We start from the raw sequence: 12,934 nt of genomic DNA, 5'->3' as shown, positions 1-12,934 counted from the left end.
CGGCGTCGAGCACCGGCGACTACGGCGCGGCGTCGAGCACCGGCAACCGCGGCGCGGCGTCGAGCACCGGCAACTACGGCGCGGCGTCGAGCACCGGCTACCAGGGCGCGGCGTCGAGCACCGGCATGCACTCGGTGGCGATGGCCGCCGGCATCGAAGGCAAAGCCAAGGCTTCTACGGGAAGCGCCATCGTTCTCTGCTACCGCGATACCGACGCGGAAGGCGATGACTACGGCCGAATCGTGCACATCAAGGCAGCCATCGCCGGCCAGGACGGCATCAAGCCGGATGTTTTCTACGTTCTCAATAAGAACGGTGAGTTTGTGGAGTGCGATTAATGAAAACCGTAGAAGAACGTTTCTGGGAGAAGGTCCCAAACAGGCCAGAAGAAGGGTGCTGGGAATGGGGCGCATCAACTAAGCCTGAGGGCTATGGACAAATGAACGTGAATGGTCGCCCGGCATTTGCGCACAGAGTTAGCTTCGAGATCGCGAATGGACCAATCCCCGCTGGGATGTTGGTGAGGCACAAATGCGATAACAGCCTGTGTGTTCGTCCTGATCATCTGGAGCTCGGAACGCAGACCGACAACATGCGAGACATGATTTCCAGAGGGAGAGCCAGACATCCAGGACAGCCAGGAGAGCTCAATCCTGCCGCCAAGTTAACTAATGCTGAAGTCTCTGAAATTCGCTCGGACACGACTAGAAGTCTGTCTTCACTGGCGCGCGAGCATGGTGTCTCGCCACAGCGGATTTCGCAAATACAACAGCGCAAAACTCGCCATCAGCTGAATGCCGATGGCGAGTTCGTTGAAGTCGGCGAATGGCCAGAACAGCGAACGAGTCGAGGGGCTAGCGCAGCCAGACCTGACGCATCCGGGGGAAGTGCCCGGCGTTCGCTCCTAATTCCCTCTCCCAGCGAGAAATGACCATGGGCAAATACGTCCACGATCCCGCCCCGAACGAGCGGGCGCGCCAGTTCATCCGCTGGTGTGCCGAGAACATCAGCGAGTGGCCGACCACATACCGGAGTTGCGCGCGGTGCTACGCCGGCGGGAAGAAGTCCAGGAAGTGGTGGGCGCGCAACGTCGAGTGGCGCGAACACCACAGCAGCCTCAGCTACTCCTGGGCCGTTTGCACGCGGCGTCAGTGGGAAGAGATGCGCGAAAAGCTAGAGAGGAAATCGCCATGAACGCCAAACTCCAACGCGCCCAGACGGCGTATGACGCGATGCTTCCTGACGATTCACCTTCCTGGTCTGAGAGCAGCGAATGGGAAAACCTCCACTTCGTCTGCGTCGATGACCTGATCAACAAGGGATTCGTCAGGGTGGCCGGCAAGAAGGTGCTGGAGGCCGACGTGCTCGCCATCAAGCTCCAGAAGGCCGCCGAGGACGCGCTTCCGAGTGACCACGAATGCAACCTCGGCCAGCTCATCGTCGCGCTCGAAGCCAACAACCTGAGCGAAGCCAAGCGGCTCATGCGCTGCTTCATCGGCAAGGACAAGGTGCGCGACATCGCTGGAGACCTGGTGAGCGCGAAGGAAGACGAAATCTACCGGCTGTACATGGCAGCGCAGGAGGCGGCATGACAATCACCATCGACCTTACCAAGGCCGCCCAAGTCCTCATCTTCGGCGGCCTTTTTCTTGGCAGCGTTCTGGCCTTCGCCTGGGCTTTTGTGGGGATGGTGACGCCATGATGAAGAAAGCCCTCCGCAACGGCCTGATCCTCGCCATCATTGCCATGCTCCTGTTCTTCAAGGCCATCGAGTTCGCTGACTCCATTACGGGGCGGTACAGCATCGAGTCGCCTCAGCACCCAATCACGCCCCCGTCCGCAGCGGGCCGGTAAACCGGATATCTGCGACTGGATCAGCCGGATAGTGCCAGGTGTGAAAACCCCGGCAGCCAAGGCCCGGAGCGCCCTTTTCTACGCCCGGACGACTTGGCCGAGTGGCGCCGTAAGCGCTTTCCCTTTCTACCTAGAGGTCAAAATGGATCAGTCATCGTTCTGGATGGTCTGGAACCCTCAAGGAAACCAGCCTACCTACCAGCACCCGACCAGAGACTCTGCGATTGCTGAGGCTGAGCGCCTCGCACGCAAATGCCCAGGGCATCAGTTCTACGTCCTTGCAGCAACCGATCTACGCGTCTGCGACAACATGCAACGCGTGACACTCTGGCTGGAACAAGAGATTCCCTTCTAACCCCTACCTTCTATCTGGAGAACAGCATGAGCAAATACGCCGAGTACGACGAGAAACTGATGAACCTGATCCGCAACGGATGCAACACATTCAATGCACTCATACACCGCCTGTTCGACGAAAACAAAGCGTTCGCAGAGGATGACCCATGGCGAGTTACTGATCGCCGCCTGCAAGCACTCCGCAAGGCCGGGAAGATCGTCTACGCAGACGGCCGCTGGCGTCCGTTCCTGAGCTAATTGACCAATAACCCTCCCCTCTACCCGCTGCGCGCCGCGCGGCAAGGAACAGTCATGCACGCGAATAACATGCGGCTGTGGGACCAGGTCCAGGCGACCGATCCTTCCGCCACCAAGAGCGCCAAGGTCGATGGCCAGCAGATCACCTCGATCAGCGGCCAGCACATGATCATGAAGGCCACGCAGATGTTCGGCCCTGTCGGTATTGGCTGGGGCTGGAATGTCATCGAGGAGCGCTTTGACCAGGGCGGCCCGATCTTCCGTGAGGTCACCGATGCCAACGGGCAAAAGACAAACGAGCTGATCGGGCACGAAGTCGGTCACACCGTGCGCATCAAGCTTTGGTTCGAACTCGACGGCAAGCGCGGCGAGGTCGAGCAGTACGGCTGCACGCCGTTCTCCTACAAGTCCAAGTGGGGCATCACCACCGACACCGAGGCGCCGAAGAAGTCGCTGACGGATGCCGTGAAGAAGTCCCTGGCGATGCTCGGATTCAGCGCCGACATATTCCTCGGCCTGTTCGACGACCGCGATTACGTCGAGGCGCGCAAGGAAGAGGAGCAGATCGCCAAGGCAGAAGATCGCCAGGCTGCCGAGGACCAGGCGAAGGAAGAACGACTTGCCTACATCAAGTCGGTCATCGAGACCATGCAGAGCGCCCATTCCCAGCACGAGCTAAAGAAGATCCACGACGTCGCCGTCCGCAAGCTCACCGCTCGCAAAGACGACAACGGCGTCAAGCGCATCGCCCGCGAGCTCGCCGACCAATCCAAGCGTTTCGCTGAGGAGAAAGCAGCATGACCCAACTCTACGTGCTCACCGAGCAATTCCGCGAACTGCAGGCCCTGGCGGTAAATGCCGACGAAGACATGGCCGTCGCAGTGCGCGACACCATGCAGGCTATCGAGGGCGAGTTCGAGGAAAAGGGGAAGGCCCTGGCTGTCATCGTCCTGAACATGGATACCGATGTCGAGGCGCTGGACAAGGAAATCGAACGCCTGACCGAGCGCAAGCGCGCCATCAAGAATCGGCAGGAATCGCTGAAGGATTATCTGCGCGAGAATATGGAGGCGGCTGGCATCAAGAAGATCAGTTGCCCGCTGTTCTCCATTACCTGCGCTGAAGGCCGAGAGATCGCCGTGGTGGACGACGAATCGCTACTGCCCGACGAGTTCATGCGGGTGAAGACCGATGTCGCGCCGGACAAGGCTGAAATCGCCAAGGCGCTCAAGGCCGGCACCGAAGTTCCTGGAGCGCACCTGGAGCGCACCAAGAGCTCGATCAGGATCAAGTGAGGCGCAGCATGAGCATGATCCCCATCGACTACCGCGCTCAACATCCACTCGAAATAGCCCGTTACCAGATCGCGGGCAAGGTGGCCGAGTATCTGGCGGCGGGTGGCGAAATCGCCTTCGTGCCCATCGGCGTATCCGGCGAAAAGGATGCAGTCTGGAACAACCGCAAGCGCACTCCCGGACAAACCGACAATGCGCATGCGGCCTTCCAGCGTAATGCCGCTGAGAAACGTCGCCTTCTCGCCGATACCGCCCGCTACTGCGCCGAGCGGGGAATGTCCATCAGCGCTACCGCCGACGCGATGGACCTGGATAGAAACACCATCCGCAAGATCGCCGCCGAGCACGGCATTCAGTTCGGCAAGCGCTAACCACCCCATCCCCACGCCCTCCGCTGGCCGCGGCAAGGCGGAGCTTTGTCTGGAGAAAGCCAATGCAAGCAGTCATCTACGCCGGCCTGCGCAATCCAGGCCGCGACCAACTGATCTTCAACGCCCTGGTCAGCAAGCCCGTCAGCGAAGTCGCAGAAGAGTTCTGCTGCGCTCCGAGCACTATCCGGGCAGCGGCCAAGCGTATCGCCGACTTGAACGTCTACGAGCTCCGCCTGACAGGGGGGGGGTAAAGACATCCCCGTTGGACAAGTGGCAGCCAAGTCATTCCGGCGCGCTGCGCTGGGAGCCTATCGCCATTTCTGCGGGACCTTCCGCCATCTGGAGCTTCCGAGCTGGTCCGTCACTAATGGCACCAGCGCCATCTCCATTCAGGAGCTTCGCAACCTTGACAGCGGCAGTGCCTCAGTAACGAAAGACGACAAGGAGTAACGCCATGCCGTCGGCCTACTACAACGAGATTGATCCCTACGCCGCCCAGTGGCTCCGCAACCTGATCGCCGCCGGCCACATCGCGCCAGGCGACGTCGACGAACGATCGATCGAGGATGTGCACCCCGATGACCTCCGCCATTACACCCAGTGCCATTTCTTCGCCGGCATCGGCGTCTGGTCTCTCGCCCTTCGCCGCGCCGGCTGGCCAGATAACCGACCTGTTTGGACCGGTTCCTGTCCTTGCCAACCTTTCAGCGAGGGAGGCGCGCAGCTTGGGTTTGCTGATGAGCGGCACCTGTGGCCAGCGTGGCACCACCTCATCGGCGAGCGAAAGCCTGGCGTCATCTTTGGCGAGCAGGTTGCGAGCAAGGCTGGCCTCGCGTGGCTCGACCTTGTTCAAGCTGATTTGGAAGGAACGGGTTACGCCTGCTCAGCGTTCGATATCTGCTCTGCGGGGGTCGGCGCTCCGCATCTCAGGCAACGGCTGTGGATCGTGGCCCACTCCAACAGCGCAAGACGCTATCGGCAGCCGAAACGCGACGAGCAGCAGAAAGGAAGGCAGTCAGCATCATGGGGGGATGACGTTGACCGATGCGGCCTGTCTCCATGGTCTGGAGCGATCGAAGTGGAAGGAGCCGACGGTACCAGGCGCTTACTTGAACCCGGCATTGAGCCGTTGGCTGATGGCGATACCGATCGAGGTGGACGACTGCGCGCCTACGGAAACGCCATTAATGCTGAAGCGGCGACGCAGTTCATAGCCGCCTACCTCGAAGCAACTTCCTGACCTACCCCACTCCCTGCCATTGCGCCACTACGGCGCGAGGTTACCCCATGAAGACTTACGAGCAGCTGCGCGAAGAGCGCCGGGCTGAGGCCGCCGAGTACCTGAAGAATCACCAGTATCGACCACTGGTAGACGCCGATGACGTGAAGGTCTGGCGCTGCGAGCGGCCCGGCACCAGCGCCTACGCGTTCGACATCATGCTCACCCGCTACGGCATCGCAGTTGTGGGCGACATTGCCAACCTAACCTTCAGCGTCGGACTGGGCTACGGCCTGGACTTCCTAGCCGGCGACGACGTCGGCTACTACATCCATTCGAAGCTGGATGAGAAGTGCAAGAAAAGAGACTTCGACGAGACCGCCTTCCGCAGTGCGCTTATCAATGGGATCTGCCAGCGCATTGCCGATGAGGCTGACTGCGATGCCTACGATGAGTTGCCAGCCTGGGTTCGCGAGGAGAAGGAACGCGGGCCGGATGGCAGTCGATGGGCAGAACTTCGCGCCTTCGTTCGGGTAGAGGCTCGAAAGGAGGACGCCGACGAGAAGTGGGACGAATGGGTAGACCTGCTCGCTGAAGCTACCGACATCGGGGATCAGCACCAGGCAGGCGTGCTCATGAACGAGCACTGCGAGACGCTGGGCCTGGGCCCGGACTGGTGGGAAATCAGAGTCACCATGCCTTCCGAGTCGCTGATGCTTGAACTCTACATGATCCGCCATGCCGCTCTGGCCATCCTGGCGCAGAAGCAGCCTGCCGCCACCTGACCTCCCCGAAATCTCTTACCCCTTTCCGGAAACTCTTTTCCGCGCCAGCAGGCGCCGAGGATCAGCCATGCCCGAAGAAAACCGAGCGGCCGAGCGCTTCTGGTCGAAGGTCGACAAGTCCGGCGACTGCTGGATCTGGACGGCCGCCACCGACCGAAAGGGCTACGGCAAGTTCTCCGTTGGCCCTGCGCGCAACCCTGACGGCAGCCGCCGCAACAGCATGGTCGGCGCGCACCGCTTCTCCTACGAGTTGGCCAACGGCCCGATACCGAATCACGCCAGTTTTCACGGCCTATGCGTCCTGCACCAGTGCGACAACCCGCGCTGCGTGAACCCCGCCCACCTCTTCCTCGGAACCAACGAGGAGAACGTGAAGGACATGGACCTCAAGGGCCGGCGAATCACCAAGGCGAAACGCGGCTCAGCCCATACCCAGGCGGTACTCACCGAGCAGAAGGTCCGCGAGATTCACGCGCGCTACCGCGCCGGCGGCATCAGCCAGGCGGCGCTGGCCGCCGAGTACGGCGTCTGCCTGGCAACCATCAACCACATCATGACCGGTCGCCTCTGGGCGCACCTCAAGCTCCAGGAGCAGAAAGCCTCATGATCCGAATCTATCTTGCAGGGCCTTGCACAGGCCTGCCGGAGTTCAACTACCCGGAATTCCACGCCGAAGCCGCGCGCCTGCGCCAGCTCGGCTACCACGTCGAGAACCCGGCCGAGAACGCCGCGCCGCCCAGCACCACCTGGGCCGGCTACATGCGCCTCGCCCTGGCCCAACTGGTCACCTGCGACACCATCGCCCTGCTCCCGGGCTGGCTCGCTTCCCGCGGCGCCAACATCGAGCGCGCCCTGGCCGTGGACCTGGGCATGAAGATCGTCATGGCCGCCACCATCACCGAGCCCGCCAGGAGCGCAGCATGAAGGAACGCCCCATCCTGTTCAGCGGGCCTATGGTCCGCGCCATCCTGGAAGGCCGGAAGACAGTGACGCGCCGGCCGGTGAAGGGCAGCCAAATACCCAAGGAGCGCCACGACGAGCCTGACCCGGCATTTCGCTGGTCTGCCGTCGGCCAACACGACCCGCGCTGGGGGTTCCTGGTCACAGGAGCCACCGAAGCCGAGTGCGCCCAGGAACTGGCCAGGGCCGGCAGGTGCCCGCACGGGAGGCCAGGCGATCGGCTGTGGGTGCGCGAGACCTACGCCGACATCGGCTGCCGCCTCACCTACCGGACCGACGTCGACGACGGCGCGCACTGCCAGGTGAAGAAGTGGACGCCGGCCATCCACATGTTCCGCAAGGACAGCCGCATCCTGCTGGAGATCACTGCCGTGCGCGTCGAGCGCCTGCAGGACATCAGCGAGGAGCAGGCGCTGGCAGAGGGTGTGCGCGGCGAGCCTTGCGACCACGCCCGCCGGGCTTGCACGGATATCGGCTGCTGGGGCGACACCGCCAAGGGCGCGTTCGGCTTCCTCTGGGAGCACCTGAACGGTGCCGGCAGCTGGAACGCCAACCCCTGGGTATGGGTGGTCGAGTTCAAGCGGGTGACGCCATGACCCGCCCGACCTTCTGCCGCGGCACCGGCCGCCCCACCAGCACCTGCGACTGCCTGCGCTGCACGCCGCCGGCCAAGGAGCCACCCCATGCACCAGCTTCCTGATGACGTGCGCGCGGCTCTGCTGCGCAATGCCAAGACCTGGCTGCTCAACCACTACTTCGGCGGCCGGCGGAAGCTCGAGGCCTGGAACGCCAATTCCGCCAGTCTTACGGGCATCCAGTCCTACTCCCTGCCTGGCGATCGGGCGAAGAACCTGCGCCGCCTGGCCAAGCTCGCGGCCGATGGGCACCTGGTGGAGCGCCCGCGCTATCGCAAAGGCATCGGCGCCCGGACGTTCACCCTTCCCCAGCCTCTGCTCGACGAGCTCGGCCGGCAGGCACAGCGCGAGTGGGAGGCAGTCGGCTATGTCGTCGGCCAGATGATGGAACCTATCCCGGAGCCCGCACCATGCAACCCATCCAGCTGATCGTCGAGCACCGCCTCGACCAGCAGGGCAACCCCATCGCCGAAGTCAGCGGCCTGCCCCGCCTGGGCGCCCTGCTCTACCCCGACCAGATGCAGCAGCTGGGCCGCCAGCTGATCCAGGCCGCCATCGTCGCCCAGCAGGGCGAGCGCGGCACCCGCCTCTACCCCGCCGAGGACCGAACCATGACCGAACAACAAGCCTGCACCCTCTGCGGTGCGGGATGGCACACTGCTGCCAACTGCATCTGGAATGGAAGCGAAAAGGGCCTGGCCCTGGCGCAGCGTATCGACAAGAATCTGGACGAGCGCGCGCAGTTCGAGTCCTGGGTGCGCCGGGAGTGGCCTGGGGCGCCACTTCACCACGTGCGAGACGCGCTTCCGGTGAATGATCCCCGGTACGGCGAGTACTGCAACGAGAACATTCAGCGCGGATGGGTGGGCTGGCAAGCCCGCGCCGCCCTGGCGCAACCCTCCCCGGCGCCGGAGCTAGAGCGCGGATCGATCCATGTCGAGGCGCGCGAGTGCATTGGGTGTGGTCACTCAGGAATAAACGACGCAGCTGATGGTTTCGCGACGTGTAGCGCCTGCGCCTGGATCGGCAAAGAGCCCGTCAAGGATGAGTGCCCGAAATGCCAGCGCGAGAACGTCATGGCGGCCGCCTGCCCTATGTGCCACTGCCGATACATCCTAATTGCTGATGGGCATATCAAAGCCCCGGTCGGCCAGGCTGGGCAGGTGCCGGATGGGTGCGCGCCTGGCACTTACGCCATCGACTACCGCGACAACTGGGATGGCGAAGGTGATCGCTACTTCTGCATTGCCGAGAAGACTGCTGACGGGAAATGGATTCGCCAGGAAAGCGGCCAGGAACTGCTGGAGTACAAAGGTGACGCGATTCTCGCGGCATGGCTGCTCGCCGCATCCGAGGCGCAGGAGCGTGACAAATGATCGAGCTTCGCCCTATCACTCGAGACCTGGCCGACCATTTCATTCGGCAACACCACCGGCACCACAACGTGCCGGTCGGAGCGCTCTGGCGTCAGGCTGTCCATGACGATGAAGGAAACCTGGTCGGTGTCGCCGTGATTGGCCGCCCTGTCGCTCGAGCCCTGGATGACGGCCTGACAGTGGAAGTGACCCGCCTATGCACCGATGGCACTCCGAACGCTTGCAGCATGCTGTATGCGGCAGCGCGGAGGATCGCCCAGGACAAAGGCTATCGACGGGGCTTGACCTACATCCTGGCCAGCGAAAGCGGTGGCAGCCTCCGCGCAGCTGGTTGGCGCCTGCTGTGGGAAGTGAAAGGCAGGAGCTGGAACTGCCCGAGCAGGCCGCGCACGGACAAGCACCCGACGGAAGACAAACAAGCATGGGGCTGGGGTTCCTGGCCGCTAGCCGCCGCGCCTCAGCCGGCGAAGGGGGAGTGACCATGAAGCAAGCCGAATTCCGGGCAGAGCTGGTCAAGATCATGCCCGGCTACGACTGGACGGTTCACGCGAGCCGCAGCAGCGAAAGGCTGCTTGTTGCCACCGGTATTCAATCCAGCGGCTCCAATCGCCTCTCGACGCTCCGCGTGGAGCGCCGCGATAACTACGCCAGCTCCGGCAAGCCCCGGTACGAGGTGAAGAGCGCTGGCTACGGGAGGCGGGCGCCCTGGTTGCATACCGCAGATGGAACAACGCTGGCCCGTGCTCTCCGAGCACTGCAAGACCATTACGAGTACACCGCCAGCACGTATTACCAGCACGCTGAAGCGCTGAAGGCGGGCCGTAGGGCGCCAGCCGCCGCGCCGGCGCAGGGAGGCGAGTGATGCCCAACTACAAAGCCGCATTCGAGTCTGCATCGCTCGACCTGAGCGCGATCATGTCCTTACTCGGCTTCACCAGCTATCCGGGGATCGATCCGATGCTTCGAGCCATCACCGACCTGGTGCTGGCCAAGGCCGAGTCCCAGGCGCTCAGGGATGAAGTCGCAGCCCTGCGCGCAAGTGTGGTGGTTCCGGATGGATGGACCATTGAGCGCGTGCAGCCGGAGGACGGCGTTGGCTTCATCGTCCGTTCGCCGCGCCAAGCGGGAGTATGTGGTGGAACAGCAGTCTGGAGTGACGCCGAGAACCCGGCAGAGCAATTACTCGCCCTGATGCTGAACGAGGTGGTCCATGAAGCCAGCTAATTACGCACCGGTATATGCCTGCGTCTACGCACAACTGGCCGAGGTAGCGCGCCAGCACGGTTACGCACTGTCCATCCACGGCAGTCTCGCTGCCGATTTCGATCTGGTGTGCATCCCATGGGCGAAAGAGGTGAGCGAACCACAAGCTGTGGTCGATCAGATCACCCGCGAGTTCGCCATAGAGCAGGTGACTGGGTACGAGCAGAAAGAGCACGGGCGCATTGCTACCACGATCAGCTTCTCGTTTGGTGAGTGCCGCCTCGACCTGTCGTTCATGCCGAGGGCCGACGAACTGGCGCGCCTCAACGGCAAGGTGGTGAGCGAGGGACTGTTGCGTGATCTGCTGAAGTCTGCGCAGAAGCTATCTGACCGTGCTGCGGGCTTTGCAGTTTCCGGCGTGGAATTCATAGAGATCGGCGACAACAACAGCGCCATCGTGGAACTGGAAGTGACGCTGGACGAACTGCGTGCCCTGCTCGACGAGGGGAAGGAGAACGGCCATGCCTGAGCTGAAGCCCATCGCCTGGGCGACGGTCTACACCCGTGCCGGAAACGAGGATCGCATCGAGATTGGTGATGCCAACCCTGTGCGGGAATGCAATGCCGAACTCTGGGGCTGGCAGCACCGGCGCGTTCCGCTGGTGGAAATCCCCGCCGACCAGGTGCTGGTGCCAATCGAGCTATTGAAGCGCTTGCAGGATCACATCGAGTACGACGCGATTGGATCACCAAGTGCATCCATTGCATCCGATCTTGCCGACGAACTCCGCGCCCTCCTCCAATCCTAACCATTCCCCTTAACCGCACACCCATATGGGAGGCATGACCGTGCCTGACATTCAAGCAACCTACATCGAAGTGAGCGCCGAAGTGCGCTATTGGGAAGACGCCAAGATCAACGGGCAGGAGGACAGTGACGGCTCTCTGGTGCCGTTCCGTCGTGACGACCTCTGGTGTCCAGTGATCCGCCTGGAAGATGGCATGGTGATGGACTGGCCGGCCGGCATGATCGCCGACATCCACTACAAGGTCTGCGACGCAGGCCAGTACTGGCTGCTCGACGACAACCGGCAACGTGTCGCCCAGTGGGCCGGCTACTACGTACCGGACGACTTCCTCTGCCCGACCGAGAACGGCTATGGCGACTACATCATCTTCAAGGTGGGCGTCGATGGCCTGATCAAGAGTTGGAGCAAGCCCGAGATCGAATGGGGTGGCCGCGAGGATGATCAGGAAGGCTGGAAGCGCCCCAAGGAGAACGACCGTGCCTGACATTCGAGAAGAGTTTGAAGAGTATATCGCTGGAGTTCGAGAAAGAGTGGAGGCTAGAGGCTTTGAGCCGCTTGGTGATGCCATAGAGAAGTGGATGCTGCATGCCTGGCAAGCCAGCCGCGCGGCTCTGAGGGTGAAGCTGCCGGACTGGGAGTTCCCGCATTACTCCGAGGTAGTCGAAGCCCTCCAGCAATCCGGAATAGAGGTGAAGCAGCCATGAGCCGACTAACCGCTGAGCAAGCCCGCGACATGGCGCGCGCACAGGACCCAGCCTTCGCCGTCGATACCATCCTCGCCGGCATCGCCAAGGCTGCCGCCGAAGGCAAGTACGTGTACACCACCCGCGATTATGGTTTCGGAACTAGCACCTACTGCAACGAATGCGACTACCCGAAGCTGTGCATCGCGATCCTGAAGGAGCTGCGCGGCCTCGGCTACGTTTGCGCTGTTCGGGCCGAGGAACGTCAATTTGTCGACCTGTGGCTGGAAGTGAAGTGGGGAGACAAGCCATGACCGACCGTGAACTGCTGGAGCTGGCGGCGAAGGCGGCCGGCTACCAATTCTCCACTTCGATGCGCAGCCTTTCCCGGCCGCCAGTACCGGTAATCCTCGCAGAATCAGGCCGATGGAAGCAGTGGGATCCGCTGCATGACGATGGTGATGCGCTGCGGCTGGCGGTGAAGCTGGCCATCGAGATCAGTCCATGCCCCGAGCATGACAGCGTTATGTGCGAGCCGAAGGGCAGTCCTGATTCGATCATCACCACCGAAGCGCTCGACGACTACGGAACCCGCCGCGCCGTCGTCCGCGCCGCTGCCGAGATCGGGAGGCAGATGGGATGAGCGAGTGGATCAGCGTCAAGGATCGGCTGCCGCCGGAGGATCAATGCGTCCTCGTGTGGGTGGACGGTGGTATCGAGTTCGCTACTCAGCACAACAGCTTCTTCGTGGATGAATTCCACGACCTGCTTGACGTAACCCACTGGCAACCACTCCCCGCCCCACCCTCCGCATAACCCAACCCCATTCCACCATCGCCGGCGCGATGAGGTATTGCCATGAGCGCAGCAGAGAAGATCGATCGCTTCATGCGCATCGAAGAAGTACTCCACACCACGGGACTTGGTAAGAACACCCTGTATCGTCGGATTCGCGAAGGCTCGTTCCCGAAACAGGTTAGAATAGGACCCAACTCGGTCGCCTGGCGCCAGTCTGATGTCGAAGACTGGATGCGGCGAATCAGCCCCAGCAACGACCAATCAGTACATCAATCAGTACACCAGCTGCGCGAAATCCTCTGAGGTCAGCGCGCCATCTGCATCACAGGAAATTTCGTGGAACTGTTCAAGG

The 12,934-nt window shown here is 62.2% G+C and carries 27 protein-coding genes and 1 pseudogene; all 28 read left to right on the top strand.

Going from position 1 to position 12,934, the window contains the following annotated elements; genetic code table 11:
• Positions 1-338 (top strand): annotated as a pseudogene (locus RN02_RS33710) (DUF7666 domain-containing protein); the annotation flags it as partial.
• Positions 338-931, top strand: a complete 594-nt coding sequence (locus RN02_RS34655; protein ID WP_082033746.1) for an HNH endonuclease signature motif containing protein — start codon at positions 338-340, stop codon at positions 929-931. The pseudogene RN02_RS33710 and the gene RN02_RS34655, both read left to right, overlap by 1 nt.
• Positions 932-933: 2 nt before the next feature.
• Positions 934-1,194 (top strand): hypothetical protein, encoded by a 261-nt coding sequence (locus RN02_RS08985; RefSeq protein ID WP_043314152.1) that lies wholly within the window; start codon positions 934-936, stop codon positions 1,192-1,194.
• Positions 1,191-1,592, top strand: a complete 402-nt coding sequence (locus RN02_RS08980) for a hypothetical protein (protein WP_043314151.1) — start codon at positions 1,191-1,193, stop codon at positions 1,590-1,592. The genes RN02_RS08985 and RN02_RS08980 overlap by 4 nt, the downstream gene beginning before the upstream one ends.
• 106 nt (positions 1,593-1,698) lie before the next feature.
• Positions 1,699-1,854, top strand: a complete 156-nt coding sequence (locus RN02_RS33880; RefSeq protein ID WP_177331047.1) for a hypothetical protein — start codon at positions 1,699-1,701, stop codon at positions 1,852-1,854.
• A 381-nt stretch (positions 1,855-2,235) separates the two neighbouring features.
• On the top strand, positions 2,236-2,448 hold the full coding sequence (locus RN02_RS08970; RefSeq protein WP_043314149.1) for a hypothetical protein: 213 nt from the start codon (positions 2,236-2,238) through the stop codon (positions 2,446-2,448).
• Between the two features lie 54 nt (positions 2,449-2,502).
• A complete protein-coding gene (locus RN02_RS08965; protein ID WP_043314148.1) occupies positions 2,503-3,249 on the top strand; it encodes a hypothetical protein in 747 nt (248 codons plus the stop codon).
• The gene (locus RN02_RS08960) at positions 3,246-3,743 is read left to right on the top strand and encodes a siphovirus Gp157 family protein (RefSeq protein WP_043314147.1); all 498 of its coding nucleotides are present in this window, start codon (positions 3,246-3,248) and stop codon (positions 3,741-3,743) included. Before RN02_RS08965 ends, RN02_RS08960 begins: the two co-directional genes overlap by 4 nt.
• A gap of 8 nt (positions 3,744-3,751) precedes the next feature.
• A complete protein-coding gene (locus RN02_RS08955; RefSeq protein WP_201773761.1) occupies positions 3,752-4,114 on the top strand; it encodes a hypothetical protein in 363 nt (120 codons plus the stop codon).
• Positions 4,115-4,176: 62 nt separating this feature from the next.
• A complete protein-coding gene (locus RN02_RS08950; protein ID WP_043314146.1) occupies positions 4,177-4,365 on the top strand; it encodes a hypothetical protein in 189 nt (62 codons plus the stop codon).
• Between the two features lie 203 nt (positions 4,366-4,568).
• Positions 4,569-5,354 (top strand): DNA cytosine methyltransferase, encoded by a 786-nt coding sequence (locus tag RN02_RS08945; protein ID WP_043314145.1) that lies wholly within the window; start codon positions 4,569-4,571, stop codon positions 5,352-5,354.
• A gap of 47 nt (positions 5,355-5,401) precedes the next feature.
• Complete coding sequence (locus tag RN02_RS08940) at positions 5,402-6,118, top strand: hypothetical protein (RefSeq protein ID WP_043314144.1); 717 nt, start codon at positions 5,402-5,404, stop codon at positions 6,116-6,118.
• 67 nt (positions 6,119-6,185) lie between these two features.
• Positions 6,186-6,725 carry an HNH endonuclease gene (locus tag RN02_RS08935; RefSeq protein WP_043314143.1) on the top strand — a complete coding sequence of 180 codons (540 nt, stop codon included), beginning with the start codon at positions 6,186-6,188 and terminating at the stop codon, positions 6,723-6,725.
• Positions 6,722-7,042 (top strand): DUF4406 domain-containing protein, encoded by a 321-nt coding sequence (locus RN02_RS08930; protein ID WP_043314142.1) that lies wholly within the window; start codon positions 6,722-6,724, stop codon positions 7,040-7,042. The genes RN02_RS08935 and RN02_RS08930 overlap by 4 nt, the downstream gene beginning before the upstream one ends.
• Positions 7,039-7,674, top strand: coding sequence for a hypothetical protein (locus tag RN02_RS08925; RefSeq protein ID WP_043314141.1), 636 nt, complete (start codon positions 7,039-7,041; stop codon positions 7,672-7,674). The genes RN02_RS08930 and RN02_RS08925 overlap by 4 nt, the downstream gene beginning before the upstream one ends.
• A gap of 87 nt (positions 7,675-7,761) precedes the next feature.
• Positions 7,762-8,142 carry a hypothetical protein gene (locus RN02_RS08920; protein WP_043314140.1) on the top strand — a complete coding sequence of 127 codons (381 nt, stop codon included), beginning with the start codon at positions 7,762-7,764 and terminating at the stop codon, positions 8,140-8,142.
• The gene (locus RN02_RS08915; protein ID WP_043314139.1) at positions 8,124-9,089 is read left to right on the top strand and encodes a hypothetical protein; all 966 of its coding nucleotides are present in this window, start codon (positions 8,124-8,126) and stop codon (positions 9,087-9,089) included. Before RN02_RS08920 ends, RN02_RS08915 begins: the two co-directional genes overlap by 19 nt.
• Positions 9,086-9,568, top strand: coding sequence for an XF1762 family protein (locus RN02_RS34220; RefSeq protein ID WP_052267678.1), 483 nt, complete (start codon positions 9,086-9,088; stop codon positions 9,566-9,568). The genes RN02_RS08915 and RN02_RS34220 overlap by 4 nt, the downstream gene beginning before the upstream one ends.
• Positions 9,569-9,570: 2 nt before the next feature.
• Positions 9,571-9,951, top strand: a complete 381-nt coding sequence (locus RN02_RS08905; RefSeq protein ID WP_043314138.1) for a hypothetical protein — start codon at positions 9,571-9,573, stop codon at positions 9,949-9,951.
• Positions 9,951-10,313 (top strand): hypothetical protein, encoded by a 363-nt coding sequence (locus RN02_RS31650; protein ID WP_052267677.1) that lies wholly within the window; start codon positions 9,951-9,953, stop codon positions 10,311-10,313. Before RN02_RS08905 ends, RN02_RS31650 begins: the two co-directional genes overlap by 1 nt.
• Entirely contained in the window at positions 10,300-10,821 is a 522-nt protein-coding gene (locus tag RN02_RS31645) for a hypothetical protein (protein ID WP_052267676.1), read from the top strand. The genes RN02_RS31650 and RN02_RS31645 overlap by 14 nt, the downstream gene beginning before the upstream one ends.
• A complete protein-coding gene (locus tag RN02_RS08890; RefSeq protein ID WP_043314137.1) occupies positions 10,814-11,101 on the top strand; it encodes a hypothetical protein in 288 nt (95 codons plus the stop codon). The genes RN02_RS31645 and RN02_RS08890 overlap by 8 nt, the downstream gene beginning before the upstream one ends.
• Positions 11,102-11,135: 34 nt before the next feature.
• On the top strand, positions 11,136-11,585 hold the full coding sequence (locus RN02_RS08885) for a hypothetical protein (RefSeq protein ID WP_043314136.1): 450 nt from the start codon (positions 11,136-11,138) through the stop codon (positions 11,583-11,585).
• Complete coding sequence (locus RN02_RS08880; protein ID WP_043314135.1) at positions 11,578-11,805, top strand: hypothetical protein; 228 nt, start codon at positions 11,578-11,580, stop codon at positions 11,803-11,805. Before RN02_RS08885 ends, RN02_RS08880 begins: the two co-directional genes overlap by 8 nt.
• Positions 11,802-12,098 (top strand): hypothetical protein, encoded by a 297-nt coding sequence (locus RN02_RS08875; protein ID WP_043314134.1) that lies wholly within the window; start codon positions 11,802-11,804, stop codon positions 12,096-12,098. The genes RN02_RS08880 and RN02_RS08875 overlap by 4 nt, the downstream gene beginning before the upstream one ends.
• The gene (locus tag RN02_RS08870) at positions 12,095-12,427 is read left to right on the top strand and encodes a hypothetical protein (protein ID WP_043314133.1); all 333 of its coding nucleotides are present in this window, start codon (positions 12,095-12,097) and stop codon (positions 12,425-12,427) included. Before RN02_RS08875 ends, RN02_RS08870 begins: the two co-directional genes overlap by 4 nt.
• Positions 12,424-12,600, top strand: a complete 177-nt coding sequence (locus tag RN02_RS32185; RefSeq protein ID WP_082033744.1) for a DUF551 domain-containing protein — start codon at positions 12,424-12,426, stop codon at positions 12,598-12,600. The genes RN02_RS08870 and RN02_RS32185 overlap by 4 nt, the downstream gene beginning before the upstream one ends.
• Positions 12,601-12,642: 42 nt before the next feature.
• Entirely contained in the window at positions 12,643-12,885 is a 243-nt protein-coding gene (locus RN02_RS32180) for a helix-turn-helix transcriptional regulator (RefSeq protein ID WP_082033743.1), read from the top strand.
• The last annotated feature ends 49 nt before the right edge of the window (positions 12,886-12,934 follow it).

The organism is Pseudomonas sp. PI1 (genome assembly GCF_000812405.1).
In the GTDB taxonomy this organism is placed as follows: domain Bacteria; phylum Pseudomonadota; class Gammaproteobacteria; order Pseudomonadales; family Pseudomonadaceae; genus Pseudomonas; species Pseudomonas citronellolis.
This window is presented reverse-complemented; position numbering and strand designations above follow the sequence as displayed.

What these genes read in the sequence shown, in the direction of transcription:
- RN02_RS08945 (WP_043314145.1), top strand. Translation starts at nt 4,569, where the DNA reads ATGCCGTCGGCCTACTACAACGAGATTGATCCCTACGCCGCCCAGTGG.
- RN02_RS08980 (WP_043314151.1), top strand. Translation starts at nt 1,191, where the DNA reads ATGAACGCCAAACTCCAACGCGCCCAGACGGCGTATGACGCGATGCTT.
- RN02_RS08960 (WP_043314147.1), top strand. Translation starts at nt 3,246, where the DNA reads ATGACCCAACTCTACGTGCTCACCGAGCAATTCCGCGAACTGCAGGCC.
- RN02_RS32185 (WP_082033744.1), top strand. Translation starts at nt 12,424, where the DNA reads ATGAGCGAGTGGATCAGCGTCAAGGATCGGCTGCCGCCGGAGGATCAA.
- RN02_RS08915 (WP_043314139.1), top strand. Translation starts at nt 8,124, where the DNA reads ATGCAACCCATCCAGCTGATCGTCGAGCACCGCCTCGACCAGCAGGGC.
- RN02_RS08970 (WP_043314149.1), top strand. Translation starts at nt 2,236, where the DNA reads ATGAGCAAATACGCCGAGTACGACGAGAAACTGATGAACCTGATCCGC.
- RN02_RS31650 (WP_052267677.1), top strand. Translation starts at nt 9,951, where the DNA reads ATGCCCAACTACAAAGCCGCATTCGAGTCTGCATCGCTCGACCTGAGC.
- RN02_RS33880 (WP_177331047.1), top strand. Translation starts at nt 1,699, where the DNA reads ATGATGAAGAAAGCCCTCCGCAACGGCCTGATCCTCGCCATCATTGCC.
- RN02_RS08875 (WP_043314134.1), top strand. Translation starts at nt 11,802, where the DNA reads ATGAGCCGACTAACCGCTGAGCAAGCCCGCGACATGGCGCGCGCACAG.
- RN02_RS08870 (WP_043314133.1), top strand. Translation starts at nt 12,095, where the DNA reads ATGACCGACCGTGAACTGCTGGAGCTGGCGGCGAAGGCGGCCGGCTAC.
- RN02_RS08930 (WP_043314142.1), top strand. Translation starts at nt 6,722, where the DNA reads ATGATCCGAATCTATCTTGCAGGGCCTTGCACAGGCCTGCCGGAGTTC.
- RN02_RS08925 (WP_043314141.1), top strand. Translation starts at nt 7,039, where the DNA reads ATGAAGGAACGCCCCATCCTGTTCAGCGGGCCTATGGTCCGCGCCATC.
- RN02_RS08950 (WP_043314146.1), top strand. Translation starts at nt 4,177, where the DNA reads ATGCAAGCAGTCATCTACGCCGGCCTGCGCAATCCAGGCCGCGACCAA.
- RN02_RS08935 (WP_043314143.1), top strand. Translation starts at nt 6,186, where the DNA reads ATGCCCGAAGAAAACCGAGCGGCCGAGCGCTTCTGGTCGAAGGTCGAC.
- RN02_RS08890 (WP_043314137.1), top strand. Translation starts at nt 10,814, where the DNA reads ATGCCTGAGCTGAAGCCCATCGCCTGGGCGACGGTCTACACCCGTGCC.
- RN02_RS08985 (WP_043314152.1), top strand. Translation starts at nt 934, where the DNA reads ATGGGCAAATACGTCCACGATCCCGCCCCGAACGAGCGGGCGCGCCAG.
- RN02_RS31645 (WP_052267676.1), top strand. Translation starts at nt 10,300, where the DNA reads ATGAAGCCAGCTAATTACGCACCGGTATATGCCTGCGTCTACGCACAA.
- RN02_RS08885 (WP_043314136.1), top strand. Translation starts at nt 11,136, where the DNA reads ATGACCGTGCCTGACATTCAAGCAACCTACATCGAAGTGAGCGCCGAA.
- RN02_RS08955 (WP_201773761.1), top strand. Translation starts at nt 3,752, where the DNA reads ATGAGCATGATCCCCATCGACTACCGCGCTCAACATCCACTCGAAATA.
- RN02_RS08905 (WP_043314138.1), top strand. Translation starts at nt 9,571, where the DNA reads ATGAAGCAAGCCGAATTCCGGGCAGAGCTGGTCAAGATCATGCCCGGC.
- RN02_RS34220 (WP_052267678.1), top strand. Translation starts at nt 9,086, where the DNA reads ATGATCGAGCTTCGCCCTATCACTCGAGACCTGGCCGACCATTTCATT.
- RN02_RS32180 (WP_082033743.1), top strand. Translation starts at nt 12,643, where the DNA reads ATGAGCGCAGCAGAGAAGATCGATCGCTTCATGCGCATCGAAGAAGTA.
- RN02_RS08965 (WP_043314148.1), top strand. Translation starts at nt 2,503, where the DNA reads ATGCACGCGAATAACATGCGGCTGTGGGACCAGGTCCAGGCGACCGAT.
- RN02_RS08940 (WP_043314144.1), top strand. Translation starts at nt 5,402, where the DNA reads ATGAAGACTTACGAGCAGCTGCGCGAAGAGCGCCGGGCTGAGGCCGCC.
- RN02_RS08920 (WP_043314140.1), top strand. Translation starts at nt 7,762, where the DNA reads ATGCACCAGCTTCCTGATGACGTGCGCGCGGCTCTGCTGCGCAATGCC.
- RN02_RS34655 (WP_082033746.1), top strand. Translation starts at nt 338, where the DNA reads ATGAAAACCGTAGAAGAACGTTTCTGGGAGAAGGTCCCAAACAGGCCA.